This window comes from Streptomyces sp. NPDC048338, from assembly GCF_043201055.1.
Taxonomy (GTDB): Bacteria; Actinomycetota; Actinomycetes; order Streptomycetales; family Streptomycetaceae; genus Streptomyces.
In genome coordinates this window covers 307,496-322,547 of record NZ_JBICYQ010000010.1, presented here as the reverse complement: position 1 = coordinate 322,547, position 15,052 = coordinate 307,496, and the positions used below count along the sequence as shown (strand labels likewise).

Annotated in this window: 13 protein-coding genes, 1 tRNA gene and 1 riboswitch; of the genes, 3 read left to right on the top strand and 11 right to left on the bottom strand. The window is 70.9% G+C overall.

What is annotated here, in order from left to right:
* Window positions 1-12: 12 nt before the first annotated feature.
* A complete protein-coding gene (locus ACGFZF_RS24330) occupies window positions 13-342 on the bottom strand; it encodes a hypothetical protein (RefSeq protein ID WP_393557244.1) in 330 nt (109 codons plus the stop codon).
* Between the two features lie 100 nt (window positions 343-442).
* Here ACGFZF_RS24330 and ACGFZF_RS24325 point away from each other — a divergent pair, with 100 nt between their 5' ends.
* Window positions 443-673, top strand: a complete 231-nt coding sequence (locus ACGFZF_RS24325) for a DUF4287 domain-containing protein (RefSeq protein WP_356605852.1) — start codon at window positions 443-445, stop codon at window positions 671-673.
* Between the two features lie 236 nt (window positions 674-909).
* Here ACGFZF_RS24325 and ACGFZF_RS24320 read toward each other — a convergent pair whose 3' ends face one another.
* On the bottom strand, window positions 910-1,797 hold the full coding sequence (locus tag ACGFZF_RS24320; protein ID WP_393557242.1) for a Bax inhibitor-1/YccA family protein: 888 nt from the start codon (window positions 1,795-1,797) through the stop codon (window positions 910-912).
* A gap of 132 nt (window positions 1,798-1,929) precedes the next feature.
* Window positions 1,930-2,011 (bottom strand) — tRNA-Leu (locus ACGFZF_RS24315).
* A gap of 402 nt (window positions 2,012-2,413) precedes the next feature.
* Here ACGFZF_RS24315 and ACGFZF_RS24310 point away from each other — a divergent pair.
* A complete protein-coding gene (locus ACGFZF_RS24310; RefSeq protein ID WP_147978286.1) occupies window positions 2,414-3,184 on the top strand; it encodes an ABC transporter ATP-binding protein in 771 nt (256 codons plus the stop codon).
* A 158-nt stretch (window positions 3,185-3,342) separates the two neighbouring features.
* Window positions 3,343-5,871: an ABC transporter permease gene (locus tag ACGFZF_RS24305; protein ID WP_393557240.1), complete on the top strand. Its 2,529-nt coding sequence runs from the start codon at window positions 3,343-3,345 to the stop codon at window positions 5,869-5,871.
* Window positions 5,872-5,953: 82 nt separating this feature from the next.
* Here the strand turns inward: ACGFZF_RS24305 and ACGFZF_RS24300 are convergent, their stop codons facing one another.
* From ACGFZF_RS24300 to ACGFZF_RS24265, 8 genes are all read right to left on the bottom strand, one after another.
* Window positions 5,954-7,252: a class I SAM-dependent methyltransferase gene (locus ACGFZF_RS24300; protein WP_393557238.1), complete on the bottom strand. Its 1,299-nt coding sequence runs from the start codon at window positions 7,250-7,252 to the stop codon at window positions 5,954-5,956.
* Between the two features lie 200 nt (window positions 7,253-7,452).
* On the bottom strand, window positions 7,453-8,835 hold the full coding sequence (locus ACGFZF_RS24295) for an NAD(P)/FAD-dependent oxidoreductase (protein ID WP_356605842.1): 1,383 nt from the start codon (window positions 8,833-8,835) through the stop codon (window positions 7,453-7,455).
* A gap of 368 nt (window positions 8,836-9,203) precedes the next feature.
* Entirely contained in the window at window positions 9,204-10,118 is a 915-nt protein-coding gene (locus ACGFZF_RS24290) for an exopolyphosphatase (RefSeq protein WP_393557235.1), read from the bottom strand.
* Entirely contained in the window at window positions 10,115-10,660 is a 546-nt protein-coding gene (locus ACGFZF_RS24285) for a DUF501 domain-containing protein (RefSeq protein WP_356605838.1), read from the bottom strand. Before ACGFZF_RS24285 ends, ACGFZF_RS24290 begins: the two co-directional genes overlap by 4 nt.
* Before the next feature lie 112 nt (window positions 10,661-10,772).
* Window positions 10,773-11,246: a septum formation initiator family protein gene (locus ACGFZF_RS24280; RefSeq protein WP_356605836.1), complete on the bottom strand. Its 474-nt coding sequence runs from the start codon at window positions 11,244-11,246 to the stop codon at window positions 10,773-10,775.
* 124 nt (window positions 11,247-11,370) lie between these two features.
* The gene (gene eno / locus ACGFZF_RS24275; protein ID WP_393557233.1) at window positions 11,371-12,657 is read right to left on the bottom strand and encodes a phosphopyruvate hydratase; all 1,287 of its coding nucleotides are present in this window, start codon (window positions 12,655-12,657) and stop codon (window positions 11,371-11,373) included.
* A gap of 290 nt (window positions 12,658-12,947) precedes the next feature.
* The gene (locus ACGFZF_RS24270; RefSeq protein ID WP_393557231.1) at window positions 12,948-13,637 is read right to left on the bottom strand and encodes a transglycosylase family protein; all 690 of its coding nucleotides are present in this window, start codon (window positions 13,635-13,637) and stop codon (window positions 12,948-12,950) included.
* Between the two features lie 3 nt (window positions 13,638-13,640).
* A riboswitch (cyclic di-AMP (ydaO/yuaA leader) is annotated at window positions 13,641-13,815 on the bottom strand.
* Window positions 13,816-14,072: 257 nt separating this feature from the next.
* The gene (locus tag ACGFZF_RS24265; protein WP_393557230.1) at window positions 14,073-15,014 is read right to left on the bottom strand and encodes a transglycosylase family protein; all 942 of its coding nucleotides are present in this window, start codon (window positions 15,012-15,014) and stop codon (window positions 14,073-14,075) included.
* Between the last annotated feature and the right edge of the window lie 38 nt (window positions 15,015-15,052).

Genomic DNA, 15,052 nt, shown 5'->3' with positions numbered 1-15,052 from the left:
CCGGGCGGACGGCTACAGCCCCGCCCGGCGCTCCGCCTCACGGACCAGCCCCACGGCCTCGTCCCGTTCCCTCTCCCGGGAATCGGCCGGGGCCGTTCGCAGGATTTCGGCCAGATCGTGCCCGGCGACCGCGAGTTGGTCCGCGACGGCGAAGACCCCCGCGTCCGGGATGACCCGGCGGGGGCCGTCCGGCTCCTCGATCCGCTGCGCGCGCAGCGCCAACTGCCTTGCCAGCTCCAGTCCTTCGGCGGCGGCGCCACGCTGGAGGCGGCTCTGCGGGGCGGCCCGCAGGCGGTCGGCGAACCGCTCGACGGCGGCGTTCAGCTCACTCGTATCAAGCACTCCGCGACCCTACGCGCCCTCCAGGGACTGTTGCCAACGGGCGAACGGTCAGGCACGGTGACGGGAAGGAGCACACGGCAACACGCGTCCGGAGGCGCCGATGTCCCACGCTTTCTCCGAAGAGACCCATCGCAACCTGCTCGCCCGCATCCCCCATTGCACCGGTCGTGAAGTCTCCGACTGGCTTCGCACCGTCGAGGAAGGCCCTTCTCTCGTCCGCTTCGAGGAGAAGGTCAGCTGGCTCCGGGGGGCGCACGACCTCGCGTACGGCCACGCGAAGGCGATCGTCCACGAGTACGACCTTCGTCGAGCGGCCCGCCGGCTGCTCTGACCGGGAAGCCGCCGAAACCGGCGGACACCCGCACCCCGTCCCCTTCAGGGCTCGAAGGCCCGCCCGGCAGCACCCCGGGCGGGCCTTCGGGCGTCCGGCCGCACACCCGCCGGCCCCGCGCCTCCCGCCCGGCCGCACTCCCCCGCGCACGGCACGCGGAAGGGCCCGCCCGGCGGGATGCCGGACGGGCCCTTCTCCTGTGCTCACGGGGCGGCCCTCGGCCGCCCGCGGGTGCGTCAGTCGTCGCCCTGCAGGATCGACAGCAGACGCAGCATCTCCAGGTAGATCCACACCAGGGTCATGGTGAGGCCGAAGGCCGCCAGCCAGGACTCCTCGCGCGGGGCGCCGTAGGTCACGCCGTCCTCGACCTGCTTGAAGTCCAGGGCGAGGAAGCAGGCACCGAGGATGATGCCGATCACGCCGAAGAGGATGCCCAGGCCGCCGCTGCGGAAGCCCAGGCCGTCGCCGGCGCCGTCGAAGAGGGAGAACAGCGCGTTGACGGCCATCAGCAGGACGAAGCCGATCGCCGCCGCCATCACGAAGCCGTAGAAGCGGCGCGTGACGCGGATCCAGCGCATCTTGTAGGCGATCAGCACGCCGGCGAAGACCGCCATCGTGCCGAGCACCGCCTGCGCGACCACACCGGGCGAGATGTAGGTCGAGACCGCGGCGGAGATCACGCCGAGGAAGACGCCCTCGAACGCGGCGTAGGCCAGGATGATCGCCGGCGAGGCCTTGCGCTTGAACGACTGGACCATGGCCAGGACGAAGGCGACCAGGGCGGCGCCGATGGCGATGCCGTACGACTTGCCGATGTTGGCCTCGTCGACCGGAAGCAGGAACCACGACAGGGCCGCGGTGATCACGACGGTGCCGAGCGTCATGGCCGTACGGCTCACGACGTCGTCGATCGTCATCACGTCGCCGCGGGTCTGCGGCGGGGCGGCGTACTGGGTGTCCTGGGTCGCGTACGGGTTCGTCGCGTAGGGGTTGCCCGTGCCCTGGGCATACGGGTTCGTACCGACGGCGGGGCCCCCGGCCTGCGGCTGCTGCGCGTTGAAGCCGGCGGGGCCGTGGTCGCGGCTGAACCCCCGTCGCGAGAAGACCGGGTTACTGCTCCTCATCTCACTCCTCCATGGCCGCACTGCGCAGCCTTGCGTCAAGAGTAATGCGGAAGCAAAAGAATCACCCTAGTGCTCGGGGAGGATCTTTTTCACGATCACGGTGAACCCGAGGGCGGGACGAGGGGGGAACTGTGCCCGGAACCGGACTCGAACCGGTACGGCCCGAAGGCCAGCGAGGTTTAAGCTCGCCGTGTCTGCATTCCACCATCCGGGCATGGCGTGCGTCGCCGCGTTGGCACATGAGCCTATCGGGACGCCTCCCCCGTTCAGCCGAACAGCGGCCCGATGTTGTCTTATTTTATTGAGGTCTGAGGGTGTGTCAGTGCAGGTGGGGGCCCCATCGGCAAACTGTGACGGGGCTCGCAGGCGCAAAGGTGTACACCTCGGAATGACGGAAAGTCGCCGCCCTGTGGCGCACTCCCCCACGGGGTACCCGGTCGAGGAGCACTCCCGGGGGACCACTCGGGGTTCCCGTCATACCTCAGGAGGACAGGGCGGCCCGCCGATGCGACTCCAGGCTGCCCCGGGAACGGGCATGTGGACGGACGACCCGGGCCGGAACGACCGACACGATGGAGTGGTTCCCGAACAGCCGAAGTGACAGGAGTCCCTCCTCGTGAAGACCACCACCACCGTGCCCCGCGCCACCGCGGTGGCAGCCCGCGCCACGGATCTCTCGAAGGTCTACGGACAGGGCGAGACCCAGGTGGTCGCACTCGACCGGGTCTCCGTGGACTTCCGGCAGGCCGAGTTCACCGCGATCATGGGCCCCTCAGGTTCCGGCAAGTCCACCCTGATGCACTGCGTCGCCGGGCTGGACTCCTTCAGCTCCGGCTCCGCCCGCATCGGCGACACCGAGCTCGGCACCCTGAAGGACAAGCAGCTGACGCAGCTGCGCCGGGACAAGATCGGCTTCATCTTCCAGGCGTTCAACCTGCTCCCGACGCTGACCGCGCTGGAGAACATCACCCTGCCGATGGACATCGCGGGCCGCCGGCCCGACAAGCAGTGGGTGGAGCAGGTCATCGACATGATCGGCCTGTCCGGCCGGCTCGGCCACCGTCCCGCGCAGCTCTCCGGCGGCCAGCAGCAGCGCGTCGCCGTGGCCCGTGCCCTGGCCTCCAAGCCCGAGATCATCTTCGGTGACGAGCCCACCGGAAACCTGGACTCGCGCTCCGGCGCCGAGGTGCTGGGCTTCCTGCGGAACTCGGTGCGAGAACTGGGCCAGACGGTCGTCATGGTCACCCACGACCCGGTCGCCGCCTCCTACGCGGACCGCGTCGTCTTCCTCGCGGACGGCCGGATCGTCGACGAGATGATCGCCCCGACGGCGGACGGCGTGCTCGACCGCATGAAGGCCTTCGACGCCAAGGGCCGTACGAGCTGAGGCCACGCCGCCACCCCGCCGCGCCCGTCCCGGGCCGCGGCCCGGAGCCCCGCCCGCGCGGGTCCTTCCCGGCGGCGCCGTCCTCCCCCTCGCCCTCCTCCGCCCCCGCCCGACGCGCCCCGGCGCCTCGCGGCCGGCCCCACTCCAGGACACCCACCATGTTCCGTACCGCCTTGCGCAACGTGCTCGCGCACAAGGCCAGGCTGCTGATGACCGTGCTCGCCGTGATGCTCGGCGTCGCCTTCGTCTCCGGCACGCTGGTCTTCACCGACACGCTCTCCGGCGCCTTCCGCAACCAGTCCGCCAAGAGCTACGACGACGTCGCCGTCTCGGTCAGCGCCGCGGCGAACCAGGCCGACCCGGTCGAGACGCCGGGCCTGTCCGAGCAGACCCGGCAGAAGATCGCCGCCATCGACGGCGTCGCCACGGCCACCGGCCGGGTCAGCGGCTTCGCCGGCGTCCCGGACAAGGCCGGCAAGCTGATCGGCTCCGGCTGGTCCAACAAGGGCGGCAACTTCGCCCCCGGCGGGAACGGCGAGGACGCCTCGTACGCCTTCACCGCCGGTACCGGCCCGGTGGAGGACGACGAGATCGCCCTCGACAAGGAGACCGCCGGCAAGGGCGGCTACCAGGTCGGCGACCGCGTCCGCGTGGCCACCAACGGCCCGGTCGAGACCTACACCCTCGCCGGTGTCTTCACCACCGAGGACGGCGCGGTCAACGCCGGCGGCAGCCTCGTGCTGTTCGACACCGCCAAGGCGCAGAAGCTGTACCTCCGCCCCGGCTTCTTCTACGACATCACCGTCGCCGGCAAGCCGGGCGCGGACGACGAGAAGATCCTCACCGCCGTGCGGAAGGTCGTCGGCGACTCGGCCGACGCCCAGACCGGCCAGGCCCTCGCCGACCAGCAGGCCAAGGACATCGAGTCCGGTCTCGGCGCGCTCAACCAGATGCTGCTCGGCTTCGCCGGCATCGCGCTCTTCGTCGGTGTCTTCCTGATCTCCAACACCTTCACCATGCTGGTCGCCCAGCGCACCAAGGAGCTCGCGCTGATGCGCGCCGTCGGCGCCTCGCGCAAGCAGATCACCCGGTCCGTGCTGGCCGAGGCCGGTCTGGTCGGACTCGTCGCGTCCGTCGTCGGCTTCGGGCTCGGCATCGGTCTCGCGGTGGCCCTGCGGGCCGGCATGAACGCCTTCGGCCTCAAGGTCCCGGACGGCGAGCTGGTCGTCGGCACCACCCCGCTGGTCTCGGCCCTCGCCGTCGGCGTGCTGATCACGATGCTGGCCGCGTGGCTGCCGGGCCGCCGGGCCGCGAAGATCCCGCCGGTCGCCGCGATGAGCAGCGTCCACGCGGTCGCCACCACCAAGTCCCTGGTCGTCCGCAACACGCTCGGCGCGATCATCACCGGTGCCGGTGCGCTCGCCATCGTCCTGGGCGCCGGCAAGGGCGGCGACGAAGGCCGGATGCTGATCGCCGGAGGGGCCTTCCTCTGCCTCATCGGTGTGATCGTGCTGATCCCGCTGCTCTCCCGCCCGGTGATCGCGCTGACGCGGCCGGTCCTGAAGCCCTTCGGCGTGGCCGGCTCGCTGGCCGGGCAGAACGCGGTCCGCAACCCGCGCCGCACCGGCGCCACGGCCTCCGCGCTCGCCATCGGCCTCACCCTGGTCACCGGTCTGTCCGTGCTCGGTGCCACGGTCGGCTCGGCCGTGGACCGGATGACGACCGACCAGATCAAGGCCGACTACATGATCACCATGGCCAGCGGCGAGGGCCTCAACCAGGCCGCGCTGGACGCCGTGGAGAAGACCCCCGGCGCGACGGCGGTCTCGCCGCAGCAGGCCGGCTGGGTCCGGCTGAAGGACGACTTCACGTCCGTCTCCGGTGTCACCCCGGGTGACGTCGAGAAGGTCCTCAACCTCCATGTGGTCGCCGGTTCGCTGGGCTCCCTGGCCGACGGCCGGGTCGCGGTGGCCGACAAGACCGCCGGGAACAACGGCTGGAAGGTCGGCTCGACCCTGCCGGTGGAGTTCTCCGACAAGAAGAAGGGCGAGCTGAAGGTCGGCGCGATCTTCGAGGAGAGCGAGTTCGTCTCGCCGCTGGTCCTCGACAGCGGGATCCTCAACCGGCACGACCCCGAGCCGTACATCCCGCAGATCTTCGTGAAGATGGACGGCGGCCCGTCCGCCGCGGCCGAGAAGGCCGTCGTGACGGCCCTCGGCGACAACCCGGCCATGACGGTCATGGACCAGAAGGACATCCGCGACTCGTTCGGCGGCGTCATCAACATGATGCTGAACATCATGTACGGCCTGCTGGCGATGGCCCTGATCATCGCGGTGCTGGGCGTCGTGAACACCCTGGCCATGTCGGTCTTCGAGCGTCAGCAGGAGATCGGCATGCTGCGGGCGATCGGCCTGGACCGGCGCCGGGTGAAGCGCATGGTACGGCTGGAGGCCGTGGTCATCTCGCTGTTCGGCGCGGTGGTCGGCATCGGGCTGGGCTCGTTCCTCGGCTGGGCGATCGGCGAGACCCTGAAGAACAGCCTGCCGGACTACGCCCTGGTGCTGCCGTGGGACCGGATCGCCGTCTTCCTGGTGCTGGCCGGACTCGTCGGTGTGCTGGCCTCCCTGTGGCCGGCCCGCAGCGCGGCGAAGCTGAACATGCTGGCCGCGATCAAGGCCGAGTGACGGCTCCTCCGGCACGAGGAAGGGCCGGGTCCCCCACGACGGGGACCCGGCCCTTCCTCGTACTCGCGGACGAGGACCTGTCTCAGCGCCTCTCGTCCCAGACCCGGGGGCGCAACGGCACACCGGACGTGCCCGGCCCCGGAGTACGGACCGCCAGGAACTGGTTCACGCCGATCCGGTTGCGCTCGAAGGAGACGGCGGAGGCGGCCATGTAGAGCCGCCAGATCCTCGCCCGGCCGGGCGAGGTGCTCCGCACCGCCCGGGGCCAGTCGCTCTCCAGGTTCGCGACCCAGCGGCGCAGCGTGAGGGCGTAGTGCTCGCGCAGCGCCTCCACGTCGCGGACCTCGAAGCCGGCGTCCTCCAGCAGCGTGAGGGTGCGTCCCATGGGGGCCAGCTCACCGTCGGGGAAGACGTAGGCGTCGATGAACTCGTCGACGCGGTAGGCGGCTTCGTCCGGTTCGGGGCGGCGCGAGATCTGGTGGTTGAGCAGCCGGCCGCCCGGCTTCAGCAGGTCGTACAGCGTGTCGGCGTACTCGCGGTAGCGGACCGCGCCGACGTGCTCGGCCATGCCGATCGAGGAGATCGCGTCGAACGGGCCGTCCGTGACGTCGCGGTAGTCCTGGACCCTGATCTCGATCCGGTCGGTCAGGCCCTCCTCGGCGATCCGCTTGCGGGCGTAGACGGCCTGCTCGCGGGAGAGGGTGACACCGACGACCCGGGCGCCGTACTCGCGGGCCGCGTGGACGGCCATGGAGCCCCAGCCGCACCCGACGTCGAGGAGCCGGTCGCCCTCCTTCAGGTCCAGCTTGCGCGCGATGAGGTCCAGCTTGTCGCGCTGGGCGTCCTCCAGGGTGCCGCCCTCGGTCCAGTAGGCGCAGGAGTAGACCATGGAAGGGCCGAGGACCAGTTCGTAGAAGTCGTTGCCCACGTCGTAGTGGTGACTGATCGCCTGCTTGTCGCGCCGCTTGCTGTGGCGGGAGCCGGTGCGCCGCCGGATCTCCTCGGCGGGCGGAGCCGGGGGCGGCAGGAGCCCGGCGAGTCTCAGCAGGCCGCCGGCCGCGGCCCGCACCTTCGGGTCGCGTACGGACTCCAGGGCGCTCCTGGCCTCCTCGCCGCGCTCCCAGACCAGTCCGGCCAGCCGGTCCACGACCTCGTACAGGTCGCCCTCGACGTCGATCTCGCCGGACACCCAGGCGCGGGCCAGGCCGAGTTCACCGGGCCGCCAGACGAGCCGGCGCAGGGCGCGGCGCTGCCGGACGATCAGGACGGGGCCGCCCGAGGGGCCGGCCTCACTGCCGTCCCAGGCCCGCAGTCGGACCGGGAACGGGACGCCGAGCAGGTCCTCGGCGAGTGTCGTCAGCCGCGATGCGGCGTCGGCCATGGTGCACACCTCCGTGATGTCGTGCCCCAGAAATGCTCGTCACCACGTAAACACCCTCCGTAGGCCGAAGCAGTCCCGAACCAGCGCAACGAGTCGGCAAAACACCCGGGCGGACATGCCGAAGGGCCGTCCGCACCACGGATGGCGGACGACCCTTCGGCATTCACGGACATGCGGGTCCTGCGGGTACCACGGGAGGGCTAGGAGGCCTTGGCCTTCTCCTGGCTCGCGGCGGCGGCCGGAGCAGGGGCGGGCTTGGCCGCCTCGTAGAACTCCTCGCGCGGCGTCTCCATGGCGCCGAGGGAGACGACCTCGCGCTTGAGGAACATCGCGAGGGTCCAGTCGGCGAAGACGCGGATCTTGCGGTTCCAGGTGGGCACGGCCAGACCGTGGTAGCCACGGTGCATGTACCAGGCGAGACGGCCCTTGAGCTTGATCTTCATCTTGCCCATGACGATCATCGCGACGCCCTTGTGGAGGCCGAGGCCCGCCACCGCGCCCTTGTTCGCGTGGCTGTACTCCGCCTGCGGGAAGCCCCGCATGCCGGAGACCACGTTGTCACCGAGGACCTTCGCCTGACGCAGCGCGTGCTGGGCGTTCGGCGGGCACCAGGCGTTCTCCACACCGGCCTTGCGGGCGGCGAGGTCCGGAACCTGGGCGTTGTCGCCCGCGGTCCAGATGTAGTCGGTGCCGGTGACCTGGAGGGTCGGCTGGGCGTCCACGTGGCCGCGGGGGCCGAGCGGGAGGCCGAAGCGGGCGAGCGCCGGGTTCGGCTTCACGCCGGCGGTCCAGACGATCGTGTTGGAGTCGACCTCGAGGCCGTTCTTCAGCACGACGTGGCCGTCGACGCAGGAGTCCATGGACGTCGAGAGGTAGATCTCGATGCCGCGGCCCTCGAGGTGCTCCTTGCCCCAGCGGCCCAGCTCCGGGCCGACCTCGGGAAGGATCTTGTCGGCGGCGTCGACCAGGATGAAGCGCATGTCCTCGCGCTTCACGTTGGTGTAGTACTTCGCCGCGTCGCGGGCCATGTCCTCGACCTCGCCGATGGTCTCCGCGCCGGCGAAGCCGCCGCCCACGAAGACGAAGGTCAGCGCCTTGCGGCGGACCTCCTCGTCGGTCGTGGAGTCAGCCTTGTCGAGCTGCTCCAGGACGTGGTTGCGAAGGCCGATGGCCTCCTCGACACCCTTCATACCGATGCCCTGCTCGGCGAGGCCGGGGATCGGGAAGGTGCGGGAGACCGCGCCCATCGCGATGACCAGGTAGTCGAAGGGCAGGTCGTAGGCCTCGCCGACGAGCGGCGCGACCGTGGCGACCTTGCGGTCCTGATCGATGGTGGTGACGCGACCGGTGAGCACCTCGGCTCCGCGCACGACGCGTCGCAGCGGGACGACGACGTGACGCGGGGAGATGCTGCCTGCGGCGGCTTCGGGGAGGAAGGGCTGGTACGTCATGTACGAGCGCGGGTCGACGACCGTGACGGTCGCCTCTCCGTAACGCATCTTCTTGAGAATGCGTCGAGCTGCGTACAGGCCTACGTACCCACCGCCTACTACGAGGATCCTGGGACGCTCCGTGGTGCTCATGCCATCGAGTATCCACCCCTCCGAGGGGGGTCGCTCGTGCGCCCCTTCACAAGCTCTCCGGGTACCTCTGCTACACTCCGCGCCCCACGTGACCCAGGTCATGAGCAGCAAAGGAACCACGGGGTCGGGGCGGACGTTGTTCACCCCTTGTGAACTGGCCTGGAGAGCACTCGTTAACGCTGAACCACAGGGTGCGTTCACGCGATGGAAACATGGTGCGAAGCGGCCCCCGCACCTACGAAAGAGTCCCCGCAGGGCCCCTGGAGGCCCGAATGGCCCTCTGCGGCCCCCACGGGGACTCTTTTCCTTGTGAAGAACTTCACGAACTTTCCCGGCGGGGCCTCTCGGGCCGCGTCACCGGGCGCCCGTTATGCCACGGAGAGGGCGATCCCGTCCAGGATGTCGTGCTCGCTGACGACGACCTCGCGGGCCCCGGTCCGCTCCATGATCTCCAGCAGGACCAGCGCCCCGGCGGCGATGACGTCGACCCGCCCCGGGTGGATGACGGCGATCGCCGCGCGCTCGTCGTGGGTGGAGGCGAGCAGGCGCTCGACGACGGCGGCGACCTGGTCCCGGGAGATCCGGGAGTGGTGGATTCGCTCGGAGTCGTACTCCTCCAGACCCAGCGCGATCGCGGCGACCGTGGTCACCGAGCCGGCGAGCCCGACGAGGGTCCCGGCCGCGGCGACCGGGACGGTCTCCTCGGCCAGCGCCAGGGCGGCCCGGACGTCCGCGCGGATCGCGTCGACCTCCGCGGCGGCCGGCGGATCGCTGCGGACGTGGCGCTCGGTCAGCCGGACGCAGCCGATGTCGACGGACCGGGCGGCCTCGACGTGGCGGTTGCCGACGACGAACTCGGTGGAGCCGCCGCCGATGTCCACGACCAGGTACTTCTCGGTGCCGGACAGCTCGCCGGTGGCGCCGGTGAAGGAGAACTCGGCCTCCTGGTCGCCGGTGATCACCTCGGGCTCGACGCCCAGGATGTCCTTGACCCCGGCGACGAACTCGTCGCGGTTCTCGGCGTCGCGGGACGCGGAGGTGGCCACGAAGCGGACCTTCTCGGCGCCGAGCTCCCGGATCACCTCGGCGTAGGCGCGGCACGCGGCGAAGGTGCGCTCCAGGGCCTCCGGGGCGAGCCGGCCGGTCCGGTCGACGCCCTGGCCGAGGCGCACGATCGTCATCCGCCGGTCCAGCTCGACCAGTTCGCCCGTCCCGGGGTGGACGTCGGCGACCAGCAGGCGGATGGAGTTGGTACCGCAGTCGATGCCCGCGACCCGGGTCACTTCCCCTCCTCTTCCGCGTCCTTGTCGGCGCACGGCGTGACGCAGGGGCCCTTGGCCCACCACTCGGGCAGCATCGCGAGGGCCTCGTCGCCCAGCGGGTTCACGCCGGGGCCGGCGGCCAGCGAGTGTCCGACGAGGACGTGCAGGCACTTCACCCGGTCCGGCATGCCGCCGGCGCTCGGGAAGCCCTCCAGGACCTCGATGGCGTCGCGGCGCGCGATGTAGTCCTCGTGCGCGGCCCGGTAGGCGGCGGCGAGCTCCGGGTCGGTCCCCAGCCGGGCCTGCATCTCCTTCATGACCCCGTTGGCCTCCAGGGTGCCGATGGCCGAGGCCGCGCGAGGGCAGGTCAGGTAGTACGTGGTGGGGAAGGGGGTGCCGTCCGGGAGCCGCGGCGCGGTCTCGACGACGTCCGGGTTGCCGCAGGGGCAGCGGTGCGCGATGGCGCGCAGTCCCCGGGGCGGGCGGCCGAGCTGGTCCTGGAAGGCGGCGACGTCCGCGTCGGTGGGCTCGGTGCGTGCGGTCTGCGGAGGGGGCGTTTGCATGCCTGCGTCTGTCTTCTCGTCGGGGGCGGTTCGGTGCGGTGCGGTGGTCGGGCGACCGGCGGACGGGCGCGCGGGGCGCCGCGGCGCGGTGCCATTGTCTCGCGTCGCGGGGTCAGCGGGCCGCGTCGGCGTGGTCGACGCCCTCCCAGAGGTGGGAGTACCAGGGCTGTCCGGCCTCGCCCTGCTCGGTGCGGCGGGCCCGCTCGGCGTCGGGGTCGTTGACGGTGAAGCCGGTCTCGCCGGGCACGACGTAGTGCAGGTGCTCGCGGGCGAGGCGGCGGACGTACGCCGGGTCCTGGAGCCGGGCCTTCTCGTCCCTCAGCTGCTCGACCCGGTCGGCGGCCTCGGCGGCCTGGCGCTCCTGGTCGGCGATCTCGCTCCGCTGGGAGACGTACTGCCGCATCGGGTAGGCGAGCGCCACCACGAGCGAGCAGACGATCAGGGCCAGGAAGGCCGCGCGGCCGGTGAGCCGGGAGCGGCGCGCCTGACGGCGTGTCTGGGAGCGGTAGACGCGGGCGGCGGTCTGCTCGCCGAGCAGCCTGATCCGGGTCGCGGTCGAGAACCGGTCCCGGTCCTTCGCTGCCATGGTCTGCGCCTCCCCTGTTCCGGGCTCCGTCCGGGCGCGCTTCCCGGTAGCGGAAGCAGAGCCGTCCCCGCACACGGTACGGGACCGAGTGCGGGGACGGCCGGAACTGCCGGGTGTGAAGCCGTCAGCCCTTGAAACGCGGGAAGGCGCTGCGGCCCGCGTAGACCGCGGCGTCGTCGAGGATCTCCTCGATGCGCAGCAGCTGGTTGTACTTGGCGACGCGCTCGGAGCGGGCCGGGGCGCCGGTCTTGATCTGGCCGCAGTTGGTGGCGACGGCCAGGTCGGCGATGGTGACGTCCTCGGTCTCGCCGGAGCGGTGGGACATCATGCACTTGAAGCCGCTGCGCTGCGCCAGCTCGACGGCGTCCAGCGTCTCGGTCAGCGAGCCGATCTGGTTGACCTTGACCAGGAGGGCGTTCGCGGAGCCCTCCTCGATGCCACGGGCCAGACGCTCGGGGTTGGTGACGAACAGGTCGTCGCCGACCAGCTGCACCTTGGAGCCGAGCTTCTCGGTGATGACCTTCCAGCCGGCCCAGTCGTCCTCGAACAGCGGGTCCTCGATGGAGACCAGCGGGTACGCGGCGACGAGCTCCTCGTAGTACTCGGTCATCTCGGCGGCGGAGCGGGCCTTGCCCTCGAACTCGTACTTGCCGTCCTTGTAGAACTCGGAGGCGGCGCAGTCGAGGGCGAGCGCGATGTCCTTGCCGGGGACGTAGCCGGCCTGCTTGATCGCCTCGAGGATGAGGTCGAGCGCGGCGCGGTTGGAGTCCAGGTTCGGGGCGAAGCCGCCCTCGTCGCCGAGACCGGTGGACAGGCCCTTGGTCTTCAGGACGGACTTGAGGGTGTGGTAGACCTCGGTGCCCCAGCGCAGGGCCTCGGAGAAGGACTCCGCGCCGATCGGCGCGATCATGAACTCCTGGATGTCCACGTTGGAGTCGGCGTGCGAGCCGCCGTTCAGGATGTTCATCATCGGAACGGGCAGCAGGTGCGCGTTCGGGCCGCCGAGGTAGCGGAACAGCGGCAGGTCGGAGGCCTCGGAGGCGGCGTGCGCGACGGCGAGGGAGACGCCGAGGATGGCGTTGGCGCCGAGCGAGGACTTGTCCGGGGTGGCGTCCAGGTCGAACATCGCCTGGTCGATCAGGCGCTGCTCGGTGGCGTCGTAGCCGACGAGCTCCGGGCCGATCTGCTCGATGACGGCGAGGACGGCCTTCTCGACACCCTTGCCGAGGTAGCGGTTGGGGTCACCGTCGCGGAGCTCGAGAGCCTCGAACGCACCGGTGGAGGCGCCGGACGGAACGGCAGCACGGCCGGTGCTGCCGTCGTCGAGGCCGACCTCGACCTCGACCGTGGGGTTGCCTCGGGAGTCCAGGATTTCCCGGGCTACGACGACGTCGATGGACGGCACGAGCATCTCCTTCTGGGATGTGACGCTAGATGTGACGCAAGAGCCGTGCAGGGTCGCTTGGCCTTGCGACAAGAGCCTAACCGGCTCGGAGGCTCCGGCCAGCCGGGCGCCCGCCCGCTGGGACGAAAAAGGACCCGAGGGCATGCATAAAGGGGCGAAGGGACCCGAAGCTACCGATCGGTAACGCGAAGAACCCCGACCCGGCGCGCACGGGGGAGGGCGCGCCGGGCCGGGGTGGTCACCGCGGGAGGGTCACAGGACCCGGTGAGCCGCCGGACTCACACGGGCCGCCGGGCTCACTTCAGGTGGAGCTGCTGGCCCGGGTAGATCAGGTCGGCGTCCTCGACGACGTCCTTGTTGAGCTCGAAGAGCTTCGCCCAGCCGCCCTTGACCTTCTGCGCGGCGGCGATCTTGCTCAGGGTGTCGCCGGCGGCGACCTTGTACTCGCCGTCGCCCTTCTTGACCTTCTTGCCGGTCGGGGTGGTGACGGTCTTCTTCGACTCGGCCTTCTTCGGCGTCGCCTTCGGGGCCGTGCGCTGCTCGCTGCGGGTGGTCGGCTGCTCGGCCTTGCGCTCCGGCGCCGGGGCGCTCTCGGCGGTGCCACCGGTGTACGCGGCGCCGGACAGGCCCACGCCGCAGCTCGGCCACGCGCCCTTGCCCTGGCCGGCCAGGACCTTCTCGGCGATCGTGATCTGCTGGGACTTCGACGCCTGGTCGGCGCTGGCCGCGAAGGCGGTGCCACCGTAGGCGGCCCAGGTGGAGGCCGAGAACTGCAGGCCGCCGTAGTAGCCGTTGCCCGTGTTGATGGACCAGTTGCCACCGGACTCGCACTGGGCGACGGCGTCCCACTCGGAGGCGGTCGCGGCCGAGGCGGACCCGGCGGTCATGAGCGGGGCGGCGACGGCGACGCCCGCCACACCGGCGAGAGCGATGGCACGGGTGGCCTTGGAGGAACGACGGTGTTTGCCCTTGGCGGAAAACAGCATGGGAATTCTCCTCACCGACGCCTGCGAGGTGAGCTGTCGGGTTCGGGCCATGTGAGTTGCCCGGCCACGTGACGAGCACGCGGCTTCACCCCGAGCCGGGATTCCGGCCGTCTGTCTCAACGGCCGGGACCGGCACTTACCTTGGGTCCCCCGCTCCTGCCTACGGCGCTTGCGCGACGACTGTTCCCCTCGACCGGCGGCAGGATTCGGCGTTACCGGTCGACGGGGCCCGCGGTGGCGAGCGGTCCCGACCGTAGACACAGACCTCACGAAGTTCAAAGAAGGCCAAAACGGCCAAATCGCCCCTCCCTGCACCCCCATGAGGGGTGTTTACGCAGGTGAGGGGCGATCGGAGCAAACTTTGCGGACGTGACACGCCAAGCGGGACGAAGAGACTCATGTCTCACTTAGACAGAACGGACATAAGTCCTCGAACTACCCCTGGGTTTCCACGGGTTCCTCGCTCAAGTCGAGGCTCTGACCAGGCAGGATGAGGTTTGGGTCGGCACCCACCGTCTGACGGTTGGCGTCGTAGAGGGCGGTCCAACCGCCGGGCAGCTCGTTCTCCCGTGCAATCTCGGAGAGGCTGTCGCCGGGCCGGACGGTGTATTCGCCCGAAGTGTCCGTGGTGCCCGATTCCCCCGAACCGGCCTCGCCGGCCGAACCGCCTGGCTGCCCGTCAGCCGGCGAGGCGTGACGTCCGGTTTCCTGCCCTTCGCCCGAATTGCCCTCTTCGCGAGCGGCCTCACCACGGTGCTTGCCGTTGCCCGGGCCGGCCGCCTCGCCGGTCGCGGAGTCGGGGTCGCCCGTCGAGTCCGACGTACCGGGCGTAACGGATACATCGGGCGTTTCCGGCGTGGTGGAGGTGGAGGGCGCCCCCGGAGCGGCGCCGGTCCCGGCCGGGCCGGCCGACTTGGCGGCGCCCGGCTTCGCCTGGGCGGCGGGCGCGGTCGGCGTGGTCGGCGCGGGGCTCGTGCCCGGGTCGACCTCGGGGGCGGCGCCGTCGTTCGTCAGCTGGGCGATCGGGGCGCAGGTGGCCCAGACCTGGGTGCCCTGCGCGGCGAGCGCCTTCTCGGCGACCGCGATCTGCTGGGAGCGGCTGGCCAGGTCGGCGCGGGACGCGTAGGCCGTGCCGCCGTACGTCTCCCAGGTCTCCTGGGTGAACTGGAGCCCGCCGTAGAGCCCGTTGCCGAAGTCGGCGCTCCACAGGCCGCCCGACTCGCACTCGGCGACCCGGTCCCAGGTGGCCGCGTCGGCGGCTGAGGCGGACCCTGCGCCGAGCAGTGGCAGCGCGAGGGCCGAACCCGTCACGCCTGCGGCCACGATGATCGCGGGGGCCTGCCTGGGTCTGCGGTGTCGTCCGTTCCCGGAGCGCATACGGAGTGCCTTTCGCCTGACTGCTTGAGACGACGGTG